This is a genomic window from Caulobacter sp. GW821-FHT09A05 (assembly GCF_059418465.1).
Map to the genome: position 1 here is coordinate 14,431 of NZ_JBWKPX010000030.1, position 17,001 is coordinate 31,431.

The 17,001-nt window shown below is 67.8% G+C and carries 21 protein-coding genes and 1 tRNA gene; 10 read left to right on the forward strand and 12 right to left on the reverse strand.

What is annotated here, in order from left to right; all coding sequences use genetic code 11:
* The first annotated feature begins 405 nt into the window (after nucleotides 1–405).
* From greA to AC07NX_RS21585, 4 genes are all read left to right on the forward strand, one after another.
* Nucleotides 406–885: a transcription elongation factor GreA gene (gene greA / locus AC07NX_RS21570; RefSeq protein ID WP_494644623.1), complete on the forward strand. Its 480-nt coding sequence runs from the start codon at nucleotides 406–408 to the stop codon at nucleotides 883–885.
* A gap of 327 nt (nucleotides 886–1,212) precedes the next feature.
* Nucleotides 1,213–1,776, forward strand: coding sequence for an HNH endonuclease (locus AC07NX_RS21575; RefSeq protein ID WP_099052244.1), 564 nt, complete (start codon nucleotides 1,213–1,215; stop codon nucleotides 1,774–1,776).
* 219 nt (nucleotides 1,777–1,995) lie between these two features.
* Complete coding sequence (locus tag AC07NX_RS21580; protein ID WP_494644624.1) at nucleotides 1,996–2,151, forward strand: hypothetical protein; 156 nt, start codon at nucleotides 1,996–1,998, stop codon at nucleotides 2,149–2,151.
* A gap of 60 nt (nucleotides 2,152–2,211) precedes the next feature.
* Nucleotides 2,212–2,496: a hypothetical protein gene (locus tag AC07NX_RS21585; RefSeq protein WP_494644626.1), complete on the forward strand. Its 285-nt coding sequence runs from the start codon at nucleotides 2,212–2,214 to the stop codon at nucleotides 2,494–2,496.
* A gap of 11 nt (nucleotides 2,497–2,507) precedes the next feature.
* On the opposite strand, the gene AC07NX_RS21590 is transcribed toward AC07NX_RS21585, so the two are convergent.
* The 5 genes from AC07NX_RS21590 to AC07NX_RS21610 all read right to left on the reverse strand — a co-directional run bounded on the left by AC07NX_RS21590 (nucleotide 2,508) and on the right by AC07NX_RS21610 (nucleotide 6,825).
* Nucleotides 2,508–3,041, reverse strand: a complete 534-nt coding sequence (locus AC07NX_RS21590) for a VanZ family protein (RefSeq protein ID WP_494644627.1) — start codon at nucleotides 3,039–3,041, stop codon at nucleotides 2,508–2,510.
* A gap of 155 nt (nucleotides 3,042–3,196) precedes the next feature.
* Nucleotides 3,197–4,975, reverse strand: coding sequence for a M1 family metallopeptidase (locus tag AC07NX_RS21595; RefSeq protein WP_494644628.1), 1,779 nt, complete (start codon nucleotides 4,973–4,975; stop codon nucleotides 3,197–3,199).
* A 113-nt stretch (nucleotides 4,976–5,088) separates the two neighbouring features.
* Nucleotides 5,089–5,649: a demethoxyubiquinone hydroxylase family protein gene (locus tag AC07NX_RS21600; protein WP_494644630.1), complete on the reverse strand. Its 561-nt coding sequence runs from the start codon at nucleotides 5,647–5,649 to the stop codon at nucleotides 5,089–5,091.
* A 1-nt stretch (nucleotide 5,650) separates the two neighbouring features.
* Nucleotides 5,651–6,223, reverse strand: coding sequence for a disulfide bond formation protein B (locus AC07NX_RS21605; RefSeq protein ID WP_494644632.1), 573 nt, complete (start codon nucleotides 6,221–6,223; stop codon nucleotides 5,651–5,653).
* Nucleotides 6,220–6,825, reverse strand: a complete 606-nt coding sequence (locus AC07NX_RS21610; RefSeq protein ID WP_494644633.1) for a YqaA family protein — start codon at nucleotides 6,823–6,825, stop codon at nucleotides 6,220–6,222. Before AC07NX_RS21610 ends, AC07NX_RS21605 begins: the two co-directional genes overlap by 4 nt.
* A gap of 160 nt (nucleotides 6,826–6,985) precedes the next feature.
* On the opposite strand from AC07NX_RS21610, the gene AC07NX_RS21615 reads away from it, so the two are divergent.
* A complete protein-coding gene (locus AC07NX_RS21615) occupies nucleotides 6,986–7,237 on the forward strand; it encodes a DUF3297 family protein (protein ID WP_018112969.1) in 252 nt (83 codons plus the stop codon).
* A 5-nt stretch (nucleotides 7,238–7,242) separates the two neighbouring features.
* Complete coding sequence (locus tag AC07NX_RS21620) at nucleotides 7,243–7,665, forward strand: hypothetical protein (protein WP_494644635.1); 423 nt, start codon at nucleotides 7,243–7,245, stop codon at nucleotides 7,663–7,665.
* A 159-nt stretch (nucleotides 7,666–7,824) separates the two neighbouring features.
* On the opposite strand, the gene AC07NX_RS21625 is transcribed toward AC07NX_RS21620, so the two are convergent.
* The gene (locus AC07NX_RS21625) at nucleotides 7,825–8,007 is read right to left on the reverse strand and encodes a DUF3606 domain-containing protein (RefSeq protein WP_018112967.1); all 183 of its coding nucleotides are present in this window, start codon (nucleotides 8,005–8,007) and stop codon (nucleotides 7,825–7,827) included.
* Between the two features lie 106 nt (nucleotides 8,008–8,113).
* Here AC07NX_RS21625 and AC07NX_RS21630 point away from each other — a divergent pair, with 106 nt between their 5' ends.
* The 3 genes from AC07NX_RS21630 to AC07NX_RS21640 all read left to right on the forward strand — a co-directional run bounded on the left by AC07NX_RS21630 (nucleotide 8,114) and on the right by AC07NX_RS21640 (nucleotide 9,378).
* The gene (locus AC07NX_RS21630; protein ID WP_494644682.1) at nucleotides 8,114–8,359 is read left to right on the forward strand and encodes a hypothetical protein; all 246 of its coding nucleotides are present in this window, start codon (nucleotides 8,114–8,116) and stop codon (nucleotides 8,357–8,359) included.
* A 337-nt stretch (nucleotides 8,360–8,696) separates the two neighbouring features.
* Complete coding sequence (locus AC07NX_RS21635) at nucleotides 8,697–9,206, forward strand: MarR family winged helix-turn-helix transcriptional regulator (RefSeq protein ID WP_494644637.1); 510 nt, start codon at nucleotides 8,697–8,699, stop codon at nucleotides 9,204–9,206.
* A gap of 87 nt (nucleotides 9,207–9,293) precedes the next feature.
* Nucleotides 9,294–9,378: transfer RNA gene (locus AC07NX_RS21640), tRNA-Leu, on the forward strand.
* Between the two features lie 354 nt (nucleotides 9,379–9,732).
* Here AC07NX_RS21640 and AC07NX_RS21645 read toward each other — a convergent pair.
* The 4 genes from AC07NX_RS21645 to AC07NX_RS21660 form a co-directional block, all read right to left on the reverse strand.
* Nucleotides 9,733–10,689 (reverse strand): DUF4238 domain-containing protein, encoded by a 957-nt coding sequence (locus AC07NX_RS21645; RefSeq protein WP_494644639.1) that lies wholly within the window; start codon nucleotides 10,687–10,689, stop codon nucleotides 9,733–9,735.
* Nucleotides 10,690–10,836: 147 nt separating this feature from the next.
* Nucleotides 10,837–11,313 (reverse strand): DNA adenine methylase, encoded by a 477-nt coding sequence (locus AC07NX_RS21650; RefSeq protein WP_494644640.1) that lies wholly within the window; start codon nucleotides 11,311–11,313, stop codon nucleotides 10,837–10,839.
* Between the two features lie 366 nt (nucleotides 11,314–11,679).
* Nucleotides 11,680–12,615: a DUF4861 family protein gene (locus AC07NX_RS21655; protein WP_494644642.1), complete on the reverse strand. Its 936-nt coding sequence runs from the start codon at nucleotides 12,613–12,615 to the stop codon at nucleotides 11,680–11,682.
* A gap of 36 nt (nucleotides 12,616–12,651) precedes the next feature.
* Entirely contained in the window at nucleotides 12,652–13,413 is a 762-nt protein-coding gene (locus AC07NX_RS21660) for a FadR/GntR family transcriptional regulator (protein ID WP_494644643.1), read from the reverse strand.
* 200 nt (nucleotides 13,414–13,613) lie between these two features.
* Between AC07NX_RS21660 and AC07NX_RS21665 the strand changes: the two genes are divergently transcribed.
* Nucleotides 13,614–15,686, forward strand: coding sequence for a transglycosylase domain-containing protein (locus tag AC07NX_RS21665; protein WP_494644645.1), 2,073 nt, complete (start codon nucleotides 13,614–13,616; stop codon nucleotides 15,684–15,686).
* Nucleotides 15,687–15,708: 22 nt separating this feature from the next.
* Here AC07NX_RS21665 and AC07NX_RS21670 read toward each other — a convergent pair whose 3' ends face one another.
* Together AC07NX_RS21670 and AC07NX_RS21675 are read right to left on the reverse strand one after the other, a co-directional pair.
* Nucleotides 15,709–16,068 carry a YciI family protein gene (locus tag AC07NX_RS21670; protein ID WP_494644646.1) on the reverse strand — a complete coding sequence of 120 codons (360 nt, stop codon included), beginning with the start codon at nucleotides 16,066–16,068 and terminating at the stop codon, nucleotides 15,709–15,711.
* 112 nt (nucleotides 16,069–16,180) lie between these two features.
* A complete protein-coding gene (locus AC07NX_RS21675) occupies nucleotides 16,181–16,954 on the reverse strand; it encodes a FadR/GntR family transcriptional regulator (RefSeq protein ID WP_494644647.1) in 774 nt (257 codons plus the stop codon).
* Between the last annotated feature and the right edge of the window lie 47 nt (nucleotides 16,955–17,001).

A 17,001-nucleotide genomic window follows, 5' to 3' on the forward strand; every position in this document is an offset into this window, starting at 1 on the left:
ACGGCCTTCACAATCACCGCGCCCCGCAAGCCAAACTCAAGGATGTGTGTGATGACCAATACGCTCTTCGCCTTCGAAACCGTTCTCGACCGCATGGCCGTGGGCTTCTTCCTGGCCGCCGCCGTCGGCGTCGCCGCCGCCCTGGTGGGCGTGGCGATCTAGGCCTCGATCGCGCTCGTGGCCGACGGGGCCGGTGGATCCCCACGCAGTCCCGTCGACACGAACGCCGTCGAATATCTTCGCCGAAGTGTCCGAAGCCGCCCGCGCTTTTTCGCCGGCGGCTTTTGCGTGTCTTGATCCTGGAGGCCCGCGCGCCTAGGTCGGATGCTCCCCGGGCGGAACATCCCGCGTCGGGCCGGATTTTCCAGAGATGACCTTTTCGTCCTCCATCGCCGAAATGCGCCGATGAGCGTGGCCTTCACCAAGGAAGGCGACAGCGAGGCGTTCGCCGCCGACCTGCTGGACCGCCCGATCTCGCCGCATCCGAACCTGGTGACGCCCGAAGGGCTGGCCCAGATTGAGGACGCCCTGGCCCAGGCTCGCGCCGCCTACAGCGCCGCCCAGGCCGGCGGCGACGTCGCCCAGGACCGCACCGCCATGGCCCGCGCCACCCGCGACCTGCGCTACTGGTCCGCCCGCCGGGCCAGCGCCCAGCTGCGCGAGCGCGATCCGACCGTCGAGGGCCTGCAGTTCGGGGGGATCGTCACCTTCGACCGCGAGGATGGTCGGCGGCAGACCTTCCGCATCGTCGGCGAGGACGAGGCCGATCCGGCCAAGGGTTCGGTGTCGTACGTCTCGCCCGTGGCTCGGGCCCTGCTGGGCAAGGGCGTGGGCGACACGGCCATGGTGGCCGGCGGCGAGGTCGAGATCGTCGCGATCGGTTAAGGCGTGGGCGCCGGGACCTCGAAGTCGTCCAGCGGGCCGTTGACGCCGGGGCCTCGCCCGCCAGGTCGCTCTCGAACAGGGCCGGCAGGGCGAGAGGCCGCGAACGTCCGTCGCCGGCCATAGTCGCCGTCGGTCATGCGCCAAGTACAAGGATGTCTTGGTTCTGTCGTCGAGTTGGCTCATCCTTTCCCTGCGTTCGGGAATGAATGGCGATTCCTGAGAATGCGTAGGAAGGAGGCCCGTCTTCAGTCCGACCGCGTATCCGCTTCATTGGGGCCCTGTCGGCCCCCAAATTCGTTGGAGCCTTCCAGGCTCCGAGGGGAGGCCCTGATGCAGGTGCTGTCCCGTCCACCGTCCGGCATGCCGGCGCTCGTCCTCAACGCCGACTACCGGCCCCTGAGCTACTATCCGCTGTCCCTCTGGCCCTGGCAGGAGGTGATCAAGGCGGTGTTCCTGGAACGGGTCGACGTGGTCTCGACCTACGACCACGTGGTGCATTCGCCCTCGTTCGAGATGAAGCTGCCCAGCGTGGTGTCGCTGAAGCAGTACGTGCCGCAGGATCGACCGCCGGCCTTCACGCGCTTCAACCTGTTCCTGCGCGACGGGTTCAGTTGCCAGTATTGCGGTTCGCCCGACGAGCTGACCTTCGACCATGTGATCCCCCGCTCGCGCGGCGGCCGGACCACCTGGGAGAACATCGTCACCGCCTGCGCGCCCTGCAACCTGCACAAGGGCGGCCGCACGCCGCGCGAAGCCGGCATGAATCCCTTCCACGCCGCGCGTCGCCCCAGCATGCATGAACTGCAGGATCGCGGCCGCCGGTTCCCGCCGGGACACCTGCACGCCAGCTGGCTGGACTACCTGTACTGGGACATCGAGCTGGAGGCCTAAGGCATCGTGCGGAAAAGTGGATACCGGTTTTCCGCGAAAACGATGCGAAGATGAAAACCTAGAGCCAGTCGCGTGATCCTCATATCGCTCGACTGGCTCTAGAACCGGCGACGCCGAGTCGCGGAAAATGTCCAGAAAACAAAGCCTTCCAGCTCCGCTTGCATCGACTCGCCGCCGGGCGGACCCACAGGGACAGGGGGCTCTCGACGGGAGGGTTCGATGCTTGCCAGTCCTTCAGCGCCGCCCAGTCCGACGCTGCACGAGCGCGGGCGGGCGCTGTGCGTCAAGCGCCGGCTGCGGTGGGTGATGGCCGCCATGGCGGTGGCCAATCTGGTGCTCTGGTCGGTGGTGTTCGGGCTCTCGGGCGCAACCTAGGCGCCGCTTCACGGGTTCTCTCTATCGACGCCTCCAGGCGAATGATCGGGAGAGAACCCCATGATGTTTGGCCATAAGAAGGAAGAAACCGGCCGTCACTTCACGCACGGCACCAGCGCCTCGACGGCCGACATGGCCAGCGACGGCAAGGTCCGGCACGAGGACAAGCATTTCGACGCGCCGCATTCCCGCGAGGCCGAGATCCCGCTGGCCGAGGGCGAAAAGCACGACCAGCTGGCCGAGAAGGTCGAATGTTCGGAAAGCCGCCAGGAGGCCCTGCTGGACGAAGGCCTGGAAGAGAGCTTCCCGGGCAGCGACCCGGTCAGTGTCAAGCGCATCACCTGACGGAGAGGTTTTCAGGCCCGTCGCGGAAAGCGCCGGGCCGCCCGGTTGGCGAAGCTGGTCGGGCGATCGGCCTCCGCGCCGCCGGCCGAGGGCGGGAAGGCGGCCTGGATCACCGGCGCCAGACGGCGCCCGACCCGCCGGCGGTCCTGGGCGGCGATCTCGGCGAAGGTCGCCGAACCACGCTTCCGGGCCAGGGACCTGAGAGTTTCGATATGGCTGGCCAGGTAGACGACGCCCACGCCGACGGTGTCGGCCAGCAGGTCGCTGATCGAGCCGCTGCGGTCGGCGGTGAACATCTGGGCCAGCTCGACGCTGGCGCCCAGCAGGACGGCCGCGATGGCCAGGTCGTTGCGGCGCATGCGCGGGAAGGCCAGGAACGAGACGGCGACCAGGCCGCCGAAGGCGATCGCGTGGGCCGCCTTGTCGTTCAACCCGAACACCTGCTCCAGGCCCGGCCAAGGGCCCAGCATCAGCGCCGCGGCGGTCAGGGCGCCAGCCACCAGGACGGCGCGGGCGGTGGTCACGACATGGTTGGGCGTCAGCATCGGCTTCCTGCTCGCAATGAGCCCAAAGCCTTAGCGCGCCTTGGCCTACAAGCCGTGAAGGAACAGGGTCAACGGAAGATGACCAAGGGGGCTCGCGCGCCCGGAACGGCCGTCGCCCTTGAAACAGATCGAGGAACGACGACCGCGAGCGGCGTCTATTTCTTCTTCGCCGACTTGGCGTCCTCGGCCTTCTTGGTGGCGTCGTCCGCGGCCTTCTTCCAGGCCGCGTAGTCCTCCAGATAGGGCTGGCGGCGCAGAATCTTCGAGGCCGGGTCGACGATCACCGGGACAGTGTCGCCCACCTTGATGCGGCCGGTGTTGTCGGTCATCGGCGCGGTGACGATCTTGTCGCCGACCTTGACCTCGACCGGCATGGGGAAGGCCTTGCCGGACGGCGTCTTCCAGCTCAGCACCAGTTCCTCGCCGTCGCGGGCGGTCCGCAGTTCCGGCAGCTTGGCCTGGTAGAAGTAGGCGTCGAAGAACCACTGGTAGTCCTTGCCGGTCACGTCGTTGACGATCGCGATGAAGTCCTTGGTGGTGGCGTAGCGGGGCGCGAAGTTGCCGGGCTTGGGGTCCGGACGGCCATAGACCAGGATGCGCACCGCCTTGAAGAACGCCGCGTCGCCGATCGTGGCGCGCAGGGTGTGCATGACGTTGGAGCCCTTGGCGTAGATGTCGTTGGCCGGGCCGCTTTCGGCCTTGTAGACTTGATCCTCGGTCATCACCTTGCCGGAGACGATCGGGAACTGGTTCTTGCTGCCCACCCGCTGGGCGTTCAGGCGGGTCATGTATTCCATGTCGCCGTGCAGCCACTGCGAGAACAGCGGCTGCATGTAGCTGCCCAGGCCCTCGTGGATCCACATGTCGTCCCAGTCGACATTGGTCACCTGGTTGCCGAACCACTCGTGCGACAGCTCGTGCTGGAACAACCAGTCGTAGCCGTAGACGTCCTTCTTATATTCGTTGCCGTAGGCGTTCATGGTCTGGTGTTCCATGCCCAGGTGCGGCGTCTCGACGACGCCCAGCTTTTCCGAGCGGAACGGGTAGGGGCCGATCATCTGCTCGAAGAAGTCCAGGGTGGTCGGGAACTCGGCGAACAGGGCCTTGGCCTTGGCCGGATCGTCGCTCTTCAGGTACCAGTACTCGATCGGGAAACTGTCGCCGAAGCGGCTCTTGTAGGTGTCCTCCAGCTTCACATAGGGACCGACATTGACCGCGATGGCGTAGGTGTCCGGCTGCTTCTGGCGCCAGTGGAAGGTGCGCCAGCCGTCCTTTTCCGTGACGCCCACCAGCACGCCGCCGGCCGGGGCCGACAGCGGGGCGGGAACGGTGACGTGGAAGTCGACCAGCAGCGGCTCGCCGGTCGGGAAATCGATGCACGGCCAGAACAGGTCGCAGCCGTCGCCCTGCACGGCGCTGGCGATCCAGGGCTCGCCGGTCGGGGCGGTCTTCCAGACGAAGCCGCCGTCCCACGGGGCCTTCTCGGCCTCGTGCGGCTGGCCGGCGTAGCGGATCTGGACCACGGTCCTGGCCCCGGCGGCGATCGGCGCGGGCGGGGTGATGGTCAGGCGGCCTTGCGGATTGGTCCAGGCCGAGGCGGGCAGGGCCTTGCCGTCGACGATCAGGGCGCTGATCGCGAAGTTGCGGTCAAGGTCCAGGACGATGCGGGGCAGGGCGCTCTTGGCCGCCAGGGTCAGGGTGGCGTCGCCTTCGATCGCCTTGCGCTGCGGGATGATCTTCAGCTTCAGGTCGACATGCTCGATCGTCACCGCGGCTTCCTCGGCGGGCATCTGGCCGCCGGTGCTCAGGGTCAGGGCCGTGGTCGGCGCCGGCTTGGCGGGCTTGGCGGGCGTCGCGGCCTGGGCCGCGCCGGCCAGGGCCAGCAGCGAAACGGCGCACAGGGCCGCGGCCCGGCGGTGAAACTGGGTAGGCAAAGCGAAACTCCCCTCGCGACGCGATCTTTCGGCGACATGGGTAAGCGCGGCCGCGCGGGTCGCCAAGCCGGAAGTTTCAGGGATGGATTTTTCAGCTTTACAGAGAACGCCGGTCAGATCTTTTCGCTGATCTTGATCGCCGCGCGGCAGCCGGCGCGGATCACCGCCGACAGCAGCGGATAGGCCGGGGCCTCCAGGGCGCCCTCGCCGATGGCGATCTCCTTGTGGTGCAGTTCGTCGTCTCGAAACTGGCTGAGTTCGGCGGCCAGCGAGGGATCGCGCGCCTCCAGCTCGGCGATCTGGCCGGCATAGTGCTGCTCGATCACCGTCTCCACCGCCTCGGTGCAGGCGTGGGCGGCCTTTTCGCCCAGCAGGGCCGTGCCCGCGCCCAGGGCGAAGGCGGCGGCGCGCCAGACCGGCGACATCAGGGTGGGGCGGACCTGGCGCTCGCCCAGCAGGTCGTTGAAGCGGTTCAGGTGAACCTGCTCGTGGCCCTCCATTTCCCGCAGCTGGTCGGCGATCCGCTGGCGGCCGGGCGCCTGGCGCATCACCGCCTGCTGGCCGCGATAGATATGGACGGCCGCCAGCTCGCCGGCCTGGTCGACCCGCAGGATCTCGGCCAGGCGCGCCTTCTGGGCGCCGGCGCCCGGACGGGGAGGGACAGGCAGGCTCATCTCAGGCGGCCTTGGGCGAGGCCGGGGCGCGCAGGCCGGCGAAGAACGAGGCGATCGCCAGGCCCAGCGAGATCACCGCGTTCCAGCCGGCCATCGACAGGCCCAGGAAGATCCACACGGCCTTGTCGCAGGACGGGGCGGCGATCTTGACGCCCTTCAGCATGGCCACCAGGTCGTCGGCCGAGGCCGCGCCGCCGGCCGCGCAGGCGGCGGGACCGGGCCACCATTTCCATTCGGCCCCGGCGTGATAGGCCGCCAGCCCCGCGCCGTACAGGAACCCCAGGCCGATCAGCAGGACCAGCGGCCGGCGCACCTTGGCCGCCCAGGCGGTGCGCGTCAGAACGATCGTGACCAGGGCCACCGCGCCGGTGACCCAGTAGACTTCCCGCTGCTTGAGGCACAGCAGGCAGGGGGCCAGCTTGCCGAAGGTCTCGAAGGCGTGGGCCGCGCTCAGCATGGCCGCGCAGGCGATGAAGGCCAGCAGCGGCCAGTGATCGGCGGCCAAGGCGATCACCGAGCGATCGGGGGTCAAGGCGCCGGTGGCGCCGACCTCGCTGGTGTCTTCGATCGTCATCCCGCGCACGCTCCGCCGCCGCTTCCCCCCAAGAAGTGGCTCGCCACGAGGCCGATGACAAGCAGGGCGATCAGGATGCCCGCGAACAGGGCCAGGCGCTTCTCGATCACCGGCATCATGGCCGGGCCGAACTTCTTGACCACCAGGGCCACCAGGAAGAAGCGCGCGGCGCGGGTGATCGTCGAGGCGATGATGAACATCGGGAAGCTGAAAGCCGCCAGGCCCGAGGCGATGGTCACCAGCTTGTAGGGGATCGGGGTCAGGCCCTTGGCCAGGATCACCCAGACCCCGTACTGGTCGTACCAGCACTTGAACTCGGCCATGCCGCCGGCGTGGCCGGTGACGCTCATCAGCCAGACGCCCAGCGGCTTGAGGAAGAAGCCGATCGCATAGCCCAGGATCCCGCCCAGCACCGAGGCCAGGGTGCAGATCGCCGCGTAGCGCCAGGCGCGGTCCGGCCGGGCCAGCACCATGGGGGCCAGCATCACGTCGGGCGGCACGGGGAAGAACGAGCTCTCGGCGAACGAGACGGCGAACAGGCTGGCCGGGGCGTGGCGGGAGGCGGCCAGGCCCATGACCCAGTCGTAGAGGCGACGCAGCATGCGAACTCCGAAATGAGGACGGCCGTAGCTAGCAGGCGGCCATGACCTTGTCGCGGCGCTTGATGCGATCGCGTGCAATCCTATTGGAATTGCCGGCCCGGGTGGCTATCACGCCCGTTCGACGGCTTCAGTCGTCCCAAATTCTTCGAAAGACGATCCCATGAGCGACACGCCTCCCGACCGCCTGGCCTCCAATCCTTCGAGCCCGCACTATGACGCCGAAATTCTCGAGCGCGGCGTGGGCATCGTGTTCAACGGCGTCGAGAAGACCAATGTCGACGAATACTGCGTCAGCGAGGGCTGGATCCGCGTCACCGCCGGCAAGGCCGTCGACCGCAAGGGCAATCCGATGACCATCAAGCTGCAGGGCGAGGTCAAGCCCTACTTCCGCAACGACAACGCCGAAGGCTGAGCCCGATGGCCCCGCGCCGCCTGATCGACCTGCCCGGCTTCGCCGACCTGGAGACCCGGGCGCTGATGAAGCCGTCGTTCGCCGATCCGGAGGCGCGGGCCCAGTTTCCGGAGATCGACCAGCTGGCGCGCGACACCTTCGGCCTGACCGCCGACGAGGCCGCCCTGGTCCCCGATCCGCCCGGCTGGGACGGGATCGACGTCAAGTCGATGCGCGAGCAGGCCGAGGCGTTCGAGCGGGAGGGCTGGGACGTCACCGACGACAAGCGTCGGCCGCTGCGGATCCTGGGCCATTTCAGTCATCCGCTCTGGCTGGCCCTGCGCGGCGTGGCCGGCCACCTGCCGTTCGAGCCCGAGCCCGAAGACTTCGATCCTTCGACCTCGTCCCTGGCGGCCGAGGCGGCGAAGTTTCGGCGGGACAAGCGGTAGGGTCTGTGGACAGTTGACGGTCTTGGGCCGAATTCCTCGTCCTTCGACAGGCTCAGGATGAGGAATTCTACTCAACCGTCCTACCAGTAGCCCTCATCCTGAGCCTGTCGAAGGACGAGGGCGCGGCCTCGACGCCAAACGCCTAACGGTCCACAGACCCTAGCGCTTCTTCCCCAGCTCGGCGCCGATGTCCTTGATCGAATTGCCGACCTTGCGGTGGGCGGCGACCAGCTGGTCCTTGGTCACGCCCCAGCGCTTCATCCAGTATTCGACCTGATGGCGTTCGCGCGGATCCAGGCGATCCTCGTCGCGAAAGTCGCGCTTGCCCTTGGGAGCACCCATCGTCGCCTCCTTCGTCCTCTTTGCGGGCCTATCGCGCGCGGCGGACGTTGTCGAGGCGACGACCGATCTTGGAAAGACCCTGATGAGCGATCCCGATCTCGAAACCATGGTCCAGGACGAGCTGTCGCGCGCCATGACCCTCACCTGGCGCGACCTGAACAAGGTGATTCCCTGGGGCGACACCTTCGACGGCATTTCCCCGGCCGGGCGCAATGTCGAGGTCGAACGCAACTATCTGTGGGTTGACCAGCCTGGCGGCGACATCCTTTGCGAGGTGGCCGTCTATGGCGGCCCCAGCCGCTACGACCAGGGCGCCCGGGCGCGCGGCGTGATTTCCCGCGGACCTGCATGACCTTGATCGCGGGAACGACCGAAGGTTCTTGACCAAGGCGACAATTCTCGCCAAGTCCGCATGGGTGTTGTGGAATTTTCCAATGTCCGGGGGCGGGGCGATTGTCTCAACGAACTTCGACGCCGCCACGCGGCGCTGATCCAGACCGAACCGTCCTGGCGGCGCCCCTTCGCTGGGCGTCCGGAGGCATGGATGCACAACCGCCAGGCGAAATGTCCGCTTTCCTGCCCTCAGGCTTGGCCGTGATTGAGCGGGGCCGACGCGCCGCGCCAGATCGGGCCTTGTCGACGCGAGCGACCGCCAGAGTCGCGGGCGTAAGGAGGACGAAAGGAAGGCCATGGCCGCGACGGTCTCACTCATGACGCAGATTCCCCCCGAAGGCGCCCCCGAGCACGTCTCGCTGGCCGACTATCTGCCCTATCAGCTGGTCATCGCCGCCAACGCGGTGACGCGACTGATTTCGCGCGCCTACGAGGACCGGTTCGGCCTCAGCATCCCGCAGTGGCGGCTGATGTCGGTGCTGGCCGAGGGGCCGCTGACCCAGCAGGCCGCCGTGGTGCGCACGGCCATGGACAAGGTGCGGGTCAGCCGCGCCGCCCAGGACCTGGTCGAGCGCCGCCTGGCCGTGCGCCTGAGCAACCGGGTCGACCGGCGATCGCACAGCCTGGAACTGACCGCCGCCGGCCGCCGCCTGTTCGCCGAGATCGTGCCCCTGGCCCGCGCCTACGAGGCCGCCCTGCTGGCCGGCCTGGCGCCCACGGAAGTGGCGACGCTCAAGCGCCTGCTGGGCCAGCTCGAGACCGCCGCCGGCACGCTCTACGGGGCCGACACGGCGCCGGGGTCCTAGGCGCGTTTTGCCGAAAGCGACGCTGGAACTTCCCGCGGGCCTTTGCTAGACAACCCCTCCTTCGCCGACCTCGTGTCGCCGCGAAGCGCGGGCGTGGTGAAACTGGTAGACGCGCCGGACTCAAAATCCGGTTCCGAAAGGAGTGTCGGTTCGACCCCGACCGCCCGCACCAATTTAAAATCAATAACTTAGTATCGCTTAGCCGCCCCAAAGGGGCGGATTTATGCGTTCGCCCGCCTTGCGTTGATTTTGTTCGGTTTTCTCAGCTTTTGCCAGAATGACCAAGAGCGCCGAGCGCACGGAGAGCGCACAAAAGTTCCGACTCTGTTCTGGGTCGAGCGCAACATCGCCTGAGGCGTCGCCGCCGCGAGGTTGATGCCTCGGGAGATCAGCAACTCGCGGGCCGGCGCGCCGGGATCGGCGTTGCCGATCGAGTAGACCGTCTCGATCGCCCGAAGGTCGGCCCATGCGAACTAGGTTCGCATCTCTGGCGCCGGCAACGATCGTCCAAATGGATCAAAGAAACTTATCGCCTGACGCGGGCCTTTGCCTGAGGATTGATCTTCGGCGACCGAAGCTGGAGGCGGCGATGGCCGTCGAGCTTCGACCTCGACATGATCTGGTCGTCATGAACGTGCGAGATGATGTGTCGAGTTGCGTCCCAGGAACGGGCGCGGTTAAAATTCTCAATCTCATGTGCGAGCACCCAGCCCGAGGGAGCAGACGCCCCAGTGATGAACAGCATCCTTGTGGGCGACAGCGGGTAGCTAATCTGGACGAATGGGTCGGAAAAATTCAACGGGCGAGCGTCACCGGGCGGTCGAGGTGGCGTCGCAGCATGGACGGGCGAGTCCGAGGTAATAAAGTGGCCGCCAATTGCCTGCCTTACCTCCCAGTGCTTCTGCGCGATTAGTGGTGCGATTTGTTCGCTGAATTTGAGGATTTCCAATCCAACTTTCGCACTGATTGAAAGATCATAGTTCCTTGATTGTACAGAATATCGTTTTAGTTTTGCTATATCGATGTTCGGCAACGGATTTTTCTCAAGATCCGCGATGATTTCGGCGTATTTTTCATCGCCAGTCAGGATTCCGTCGACAGCGGATTTAATTTGTCTCCCAATCAGCTCTGCCGCTGCGTTTATGCGTCGCGGCGTCCTAAAGAATTGAGTAGCTAGAAAAAGCGAAAATGTTACGCGTTCTTGCCCCAATGGCATTCTTCCTTGGAGAAGACGTTCGTAGATGGGAGCAGCCGCCGATTCAATGTCAGTTAGCCAGTGATCGATACCATCATAATATGTTCCGTCCGCCTTCTTGAGAGAGTAGTAGTTTGTTTGCGATCCAACGGCTTCCACCGTAGAAGTGCGGAACTCTTCTTTTTCAATATCGTAAACCCATACCTTGCCACCGATTTCGTCGGACGTGAATTTTCTCAGGTGGAGGCGGGGGACGTAGTGTTGATTTTTTGTTCTTTGGTTGGACATGTTCTTCCTAGTGCGTATGCTATTTAGTGCGACCCAAGACGACGCTGCATCGCCATTGAAAGTGTTTCGTCGTTTTCAACGGTAAGGTGGCATGTGTCCCGGCTAGTTTCCAGGCGTCGCCACCCGCCTCGGCCCCAGCGAGGCCACTCAGCTTCGTGCCAACTGAAGCCAAGCCATGACGATGTCGCCCGACACGTCGTTGATGACTTCCAGCGGCGGCCGAACGGCGCGACGCAGGAAGATGCCGCCGAGGCCCGTGAAGGGCTCGCAGTAGACGTCGTGAGGCGTCGACGCCAGGACGTGACAGATTCGCTTAGCCAAATGGCGTTTGCCGCCGATCCAAGGGGCCGGCGGTTCGGCTGGTGAAACCGGAATGAGAACATAACAAGAACTTTTCACTTGAGAAGGGCTCCAATAGGCGCTTATGAGTCCAACGCCCCGGGCTGGGGCGGACGGGCCGTCGGCGATCGACGGCGGTGCGTGGCGGGGGAGCGACCCGCCGATCGACGCGGTGAGACGCGCCGGTCCCGCCCTATTCGGGCGAACTAGATAGGCCGGCGACGCCGGCGCATTGCAGAGGACTGGAAAGCCATGACAGCCCGTAGCGTTCGCAACGGCTTGCACGACCCGGTGGCGTTCTTCGAGGGGCTAAGGCCCGCGCGAGAGGCCTGCATCGGCCAGTTGCGCAATCTTCGGCCAGGTAGCCCGCACTATCACATGATGTTCGTGATCATCGCGGCGATCGACGTCGCAGCGGAGTTCTTCTCTTCCCGCCGCGCGGTCGCCAAGTCGCGACCATCAGGGCCAGCGTGGCGGCGCCGAGGGCGGCCAGGGTGGCCCAGTCGACGACCAGGGCGGCCGTCGAGGCGGAGGCGCGCACCGGGCGCCTGGCCGCCGTCGCTATCGCTCGTGCTCGCTTACCCACGGTCGTCTCGTCCGTTCGCGCTTTTCGGAGGAGCGCGCGTCGGCCGCCGGCGGTTCCGCTGAAGCTCAGTGCGCCGGGTCGAAGTCGGCCTTTTCCGCGCGGACATAGGCTTCCCAGCCGGCCCGGTCGTGGAAGTCCAGCCCTTTGTCCCAGGCCGCGCCCATGTAGTAGACGAACGGCTTGCCGGGCTCGACCCGGATCAGGACCAGGTAGTTGTCGGCGTCCTGGCGCACCTCGACCAGGGCCTTGGGGTCGACCATCAGGGCGATGGCCATCGTGCCCTTCACCGGATCGGTCGGCTCCCAGTAGGACACCCGGCCCGCGCCGAGGTCGGGGGTGAACACCCCGCTGGCGCCATGGGCGGCCTTGCGCTTGCTGATGCCGATGCCGACGATCAGCGGGCCGGGCTTGTCGGAGCTGATCGTCGAGACCATCCGCGTGAAGTTGGTGCCCAGCGGCAGGGTGAAGGTGCGGGTCTCCCAGACCTTGCGGTCCACGTCGACCGGCCAGGGCGCGTAGTCGACCTTGAACTGGGCGACGTCGCCGCCGGTCTGGAGGATCTGGTAGGACTTCCAGTTGCGCGAGGTCCACAGCTTGTTGTCCTGCCACACGCCCAGGCCGCCCGCGCCGCGGAAGGTGTTGACGTCGTAGAAGTCCAGGCCCTCGCCGTGGAACGAATGCTGGTCGCCGGTGCGCAGCTGGCGGTCCATGAACGGCCAGCGGACGTTCTTGCCCCAGGCGTCGATGCCCGAGGTCGAGGGCGGTTCGGCCGCCTGCAGCGCCGGGCCGTAGATGCGGTGGGCGGTGCGGTCGTTCTCCCACAGGATGTCGCCGTAGCGGTAATCGGCATAGACCACCACGGCGCGCGGCTTGCGGCCCTCGGCGTCGGGCTTGGGCAGGGGATTGACCACCGGCAGCATGGCCGGCGGGGCCTGGGCCGACGCCAGGGCGGGCGCGGCGAGCGCGGCGGCCAGGGCGAGGCGAAGCAGGGGCTTGGTCATCGGGCGGCCTCGTGACGGCGGGACGGCGGAAGAGGATCAGATCTCGGTGCGACGGGCCAGTTCGCGGCGCTGCTCGGCCATCCTCTGGCGGGTCTGCTGGAGGGCGTCGAGTTCGGTCACGGCCAGAAGGTCCTCGATCACCTGGGCCAGGTGGGCGTGGATCGCCTGGCGGGCGGCCCTGGGATCGCGTTGGCGCAGGGCGGCGATGATCCGGCGATGCGCCTCGACAACGTCGCCGCCGCCGTGGGCGCGCGCCCGCCGCAGCATGGCCGCGCAGGCCGGCGACTGCTGGCGCAGGACCCACAGGTCCTCGACCCCGGCCTCGATGGCGGCGTTGCCCGTGGCGCGGGCGATGGCCAGGTGGAAGTCCTGCTCCAGGCGCTCGACCTCGTCGGGAGCGAAGCTACGGGCCATCTGGCCGACGATCCGCTCCAGCAGGGCCAGGTGCTCGTCGGTGACGATGGCGGCCGACAGCGCGCAGGCCTCGCCCTCGAACAGCCGCCGCGCCTCGATCAGCTCCAGGGCGCCGACCTCGACCTCGGCCGGATCGTCTCCCCCGGGGGGCGCCGAGGCGGTGACATAGACCCCCGAGCCCTGGCGCGCTTCCACCAGGCCCTGGAACTCCAGGGCGATCATGGCGTCGCGGATGGTCGGGCGGCTCACGCCGAAGTCGTCGGCCAGCTCGCGTTCGGACGGCAGCTTGTCGCCGGGGCCGTAACGGCCGTCGTTAATGGCCGTGGCGATCGCCCGGGCGACCTGCTGGTAGAGCTTCCGGGTGTCCGAGGCGCCAGTGATCATGGCGGTCATCCTAGCGGGGGCTGACGGCAGGGCAACAGCGCCGCCGTCCGGTGTTCGCGGGCGGGGCGGCGTGGTCGTGGCGGCCCGGCGCCGGCCACTTTTTTGCGTGTCGCGGCGACAGGGGCGTGCCGCTGGAGGGATCGCCTGTGCTATTGCCGCGCTCTTCCTGGCGAACTTTCGCCTGAACGAGTGCGACCCGAATGTCCGACGCCGCCGACGACCTCGAACCCGCCGACCCGACCAGGCCCGAGGCCGCGCCGACCGTCCAAGCCGAGCCCGCCGCCGGGGCGCCGCCGGCCAAGCCGCCGGTCTGGAAGCGGCGGCCCTGGCTGATCGGCGGGGTCGCGGTCGTCGTCCTGGCCGTGGTCGCCTTCGTCGCTTCGCTGCTGTGGTCCCTGCCGCTGGGCCGGGCGCTGGAACCGCTGGCCAACCCCACCCTGGTGATCGTGGCCGCCGACGGCTCGCCCATCGCCCGCCGCGGCTCCTACAAGGAAGCGCCGGTCGACGTGAGCAAGCTGCCCGCCTACGTGCCGGGCGCCTTCATCGCCATCGAGGACCGGCGGTTCTACAAGCACATCGGCGTGGACCCGAAGGCGATCCTGCGGGCCGTGGGCGCCAACGCCAAGGCGGGCGGGGTGTCGGAGGGCGGTTCGACGATCACCCAGCAGCTGGCCAAGAACGCCTTCCTGTCCAACAAGCGCACCTTCCGGCGCAAGATCCAGGAGGTGCTGATCGCCCTCTATCTGGACGCGCGCCTGTCCAAGGACGAGATCCTGTCGCGCTACCTGTCGTCGGTCTATTTCGGCGACGGCACCTTCGGCCTGGGCGCGGCGTCGCGGCACTATTTCGACAAGACGCCCCAGCAGCTGTCGGTCGGCGAGGCGGCGATGCTGGCGGGCCTGGTCAAGGCCCCGTCCCGCTGGGCCCCCACCGAGAACTTCGACGGCGCCAAGACACGGATGAAGACCGTGCTGGGGGCGATGGTCGACACCGGGGTGATCACCCAGGCCCAGGCGACCCGCGCCGTCCAGCAGGTCCACGTCCAGGCGGGCCGGCCCAAGCTGCCGGTCGGCTCCTATTTCGCCGACTGGGTGTTCCCCCAGGCCAAGGCGGTGTTCGAGAACACCTATGGCGAGACGGTGGTGCGCACCACGCTGGACCCCAGGCTGCAGGCCCAGGCCGAGAAGATCCTCGACCAGGCGATCGCCCGCGACGGCAAGGCGCTGAACGTCACCCAGGGCGCGATCGTGGCCATGCGCACCGACGGCCGGATCGTCGCCATGGTCGGCGGCCGTGACTACAAGGTCAGCCAGTTCAATCGCGCCGACGCCCAGCGTCCGCCCGGCTCGGCCTTCAAGCTGTTCGTCTATCTGGCGGCCATCCGCCAGGGCATGACCCCGACCAGCCCGATCCTCGACGCGCCGGTCCAGGTCAGCGGCTGGACGCCGAAGAACCACGAGGGCAAGTACGCCGGCCGCGAGGTGCCGCTGATCACCGCCTTCGCCGCCTCGTCCAACGTGGCGGCCGTGCGCCTGGCCCACGACATCGGCCGCGACGCGATCGTCAGCACCGCCCGCGACCTGGGCGTCACCGATCCGATCCCCAACGACCTGACCCTGGCCCTGGGCACCGGGCCGATGAGCCTGGTGCGGCTGACGGCGGCCTATGCGGCGATCGACGCCGGCGAGGCGCCGGTGATCCCGCACGGCCTGGCCGACTGGAAGAAGCCCGCCGGCGTCCATCCGCTGACCAAGGCCGAGCTGGCGAGCATGCGTGACCTGCTGCGCTCGGCCACCCAGCGCGGCACGGGCATCGAGGCGGCGATCCCCGGCGCGTTCGGCAAGACCGGCACCAGCCAGGACTACCGCGACGCGCTGTTCGTCGGCTATGTCGGCGACCTGGTGATCGGGGTCTGGGTGGGCAACGACGACAACAGCGCCATGAACGGCGTGGTCGGCGGCGGCCTGCCGGCCAAGATCTGGAAGAGCCTGGCCACCTATGCGGTGAACCGCGACGCGCCCAGGGCGGCCGAGCCCGAGGGCGACGACGCCGTCTCGGCGGCCGAGGATCCGACCCTGGTCGGACCGGACGGCCTGCCGATCGACGGGGTCATTCCGCTGGAAGGCCAGCCGGCCCAGCCCGTCGACCCGGCCGCGCCCGAGGCTTCCGCCGCGTCGCCGCCCGCCGCGCCCGCCGCCGCGGCGCCGCCCGTGGTCAGCGTCCCGGCGGCTCCGGCTCCGGCCGCGCCCACGCCGGAGCGGCCGGCGAACTAGTCGGAGCGCTGGCCCGCAACCCTCATCGCAGGTCGTCCATTTCGTACAGCGGCCGGATTTCGATCTCGCTGGGTCCGGGCATGGGATTGGGGCAGCGCCTCACCCAGGCGACGGCCTCGTCCATGTCCTTGACCTCCCAGAGCCAGAAGCCGGCGACCAGCTCGCGGGGCGTGGCGAAGGGACCGTCGATGACCGTGCGGCCGGCGCCGTCGAAGGCGACGCGCTTGCCCTGGGACGAGGGCGTGAGGCCGTCGCCGGCCCGCAGGATCCCGGCCCTGGTCAGTTCGTCGTTGTAGCGGCCCATCGCCTCGAGCATCGCCTGCGTCTCGGGCGTCAGGACAAAGCCCTTCTCGCTGTCCTCGGTGGCTTTCACGAGCACCATCACACGCATCGTCCGTCTCCCTGTCCGAGCCGGGCCTCCTGGCCTGGTGTCTGAACGACGAACGAGGCCCGCGCGAACCGACATCGCTCCGCGAAGATCGGGATCGGCGGGCCTACTTCGCCGCGCTGGCCGCGCGCAGGGCGATCTCCTCGCGCTTGCTGGCCAGGCGTTCGCGGGTCTGCTCCATGGCCTCCAGCTCGGCGGTCAGCAGCAGGTTCTCGATCAGCCCGCCCAGGTGGGTCTGCATGGCGGCGCGGGCGGCCTTGGGGTCGCGGGTGCGCAGGCTCTCGATGATGTCCTGGTGCTCGTCGTTCAGCGGACGCTTGCGCACGTGCCGGGCCTTTTCCAGCATCTGCATGCACAGGCGCGACTTGTAGCGCAGGTCCCAGGTGTTCTCGACCACGCGGACGATGGCGCTGTTGCGGGTGGCCTGGGCGATGGTGATGTGGAACTGGCGATCGGCCAGTTCGGACTGTTCCTTGGTCGACTTCTCGCTGTTCATCTCGGCCACCAGGGTCTCGAGATAGGCCAGTTCCTCGTCGGTGATCAGGGTGGCGGCCAGGGCGGCGGCCTCGCCTTCGAACAGGCGGCGGGCCTCGGCCTGGTCGAACGCCCCGATATCCAGGTCGCGCGGCGGCGGCGACTGGCCCCCGGCGCGGACATAGACGCCCGAGCCCTGCCGGGCCTCCAGCAAGCCGCGCATCTCCAGGGCGATCACGGCCCGGCGGATGGTGGGACGGCTGACGCCGAACGCCTCGGCCAGGTCGCGCTCGGAAGCCAGGCGCTGGCCGGGCTGGTGGCGGCCGTCCGCGATGGCCTGGCCGATGTCGGCGGCCACCCGCTGGTAGAGGCGCAGGGGATTGGCGGCCGCCGTCGTCGTGGTCATCGTCGTGTTCAACCCTCTCGGCGACGCATCTTAAGCGGCGCCGGGCC

What these genes read in the sequence shown, in the direction of transcription:
- greA (WP_494644623.1), top strand. Translation starts at nt 406, where the DNA reads ATGAGCGTGGCCTTCACCAAGGAAGGCGACAGCGAGGCGTTCGCCGCC.
- AC07NX_RS21580 (WP_494644624.1), top strand. Translation starts at nt 1,996, where the DNA reads ATGCTTGCCAGTCCTTCAGCGCCGCCCAGTCCGACGCTGCACGAGCGC.
- AC07NX_RS21585 (WP_494644626.1), top strand. Translation starts at nt 2,212, where the DNA reads ATGATGTTTGGCCATAAGAAGGAAGAAACCGGCCGTCACTTCACGCAC.
- AC07NX_RS21590 (WP_494644627.1), bottom strand. Translation starts at nt 3,041, where the DNA reads ATGCTGACGCCCAACCATGTCGTGACCACCGCCCGCGCCGTCCTGGTG.
- AC07NX_RS21600 (WP_494644630.1), bottom strand. Translation starts at nt 5,649, where the DNA reads ATGAGCCTGCCTGTCCCTCCCCGTCCGGGCGCCGGCGCCCAGAAGGCG.
- AC07NX_RS21605 (WP_494644632.1), bottom strand. Translation starts at nt 6,223, where the DNA reads ATGACGATCGAAGACACCAGCGAGGTCGGCGCCACCGGCGCCTTGACC.
- AC07NX_RS21610 (WP_494644633.1), bottom strand. Translation starts at nt 6,825, where the DNA reads ATGCTGCGTCGCCTCTACGACTGGGTCATGGGCCTGGCCGCCTCCCGC.
- AC07NX_RS21615 (WP_018112969.1), top strand. Translation starts at nt 6,986, where the DNA reads ATGAGCGACACGCCTCCCGACCGCCTGGCCTCCAATCCTTCGAGCCCG.
- AC07NX_RS21620 (WP_494644635.1), top strand. Translation starts at nt 7,243, where the DNA reads ATGGCCCCGCGCCGCCTGATCGACCTGCCCGGCTTCGCCGACCTGGAG.
- AC07NX_RS21625 (WP_018112967.1), bottom strand. Translation starts at nt 8,007, where the DNA reads ATGGGTGCTCCCAAGGGCAAGCGCGACTTTCGCGACGAGGATCGCCTG.
- AC07NX_RS21630 (WP_494644682.1), top strand. Translation starts at nt 8,114, where the DNA reads ATGGTCCAGGACGAGCTGTCGCGCGCCATGACCCTCACCTGGCGCGAC.
- AC07NX_RS21635 (WP_494644637.1), top strand. Translation starts at nt 8,697, where the DNA reads ATGGCCGCGACGGTCTCACTCATGACGCAGATTCCCCCCGAAGGCGCC.
- AC07NX_RS21645 (WP_494644639.1), bottom strand. Translation starts at nt 10,689, where the DNA reads ATGTCCAACCAAAGAACAAAAAATCAACACTACGTCCCCCGCCTCCAC.
- AC07NX_RS21655 (WP_494644642.1), bottom strand. Translation starts at nt 12,615, where the DNA reads ATGACCAAGCCCCTGCTTCGCCTCGCCCTGGCCGCCGCGCTCGCCGCG.
- AC07NX_RS21660 (WP_494644643.1), bottom strand. Translation starts at nt 13,413, where the DNA reads ATGATCACTGGCGCCTCGGACACCCGGAAGCTCTACCAGCAGGTCGCC.
- AC07NX_RS21665 (WP_494644645.1), top strand. Translation starts at nt 13,614, where the DNA reads ATGTCCGACGCCGCCGACGACCTCGAACCCGCCGACCCGACCAGGCCC.
- AC07NX_RS21670 (WP_494644646.1), bottom strand. Translation starts at nt 16,068, where the DNA reads ATGGTGCTCGTGAAAGCCACCGAGGACAGCGAGAAGGGCTTTGTCCTG.
- AC07NX_RS21675 (WP_494644647.1), bottom strand. Translation starts at nt 16,954, where the DNA reads ATGACCACGACGACGGCGGCCGCCAATCCCCTGCGCCTCTACCAGCGG.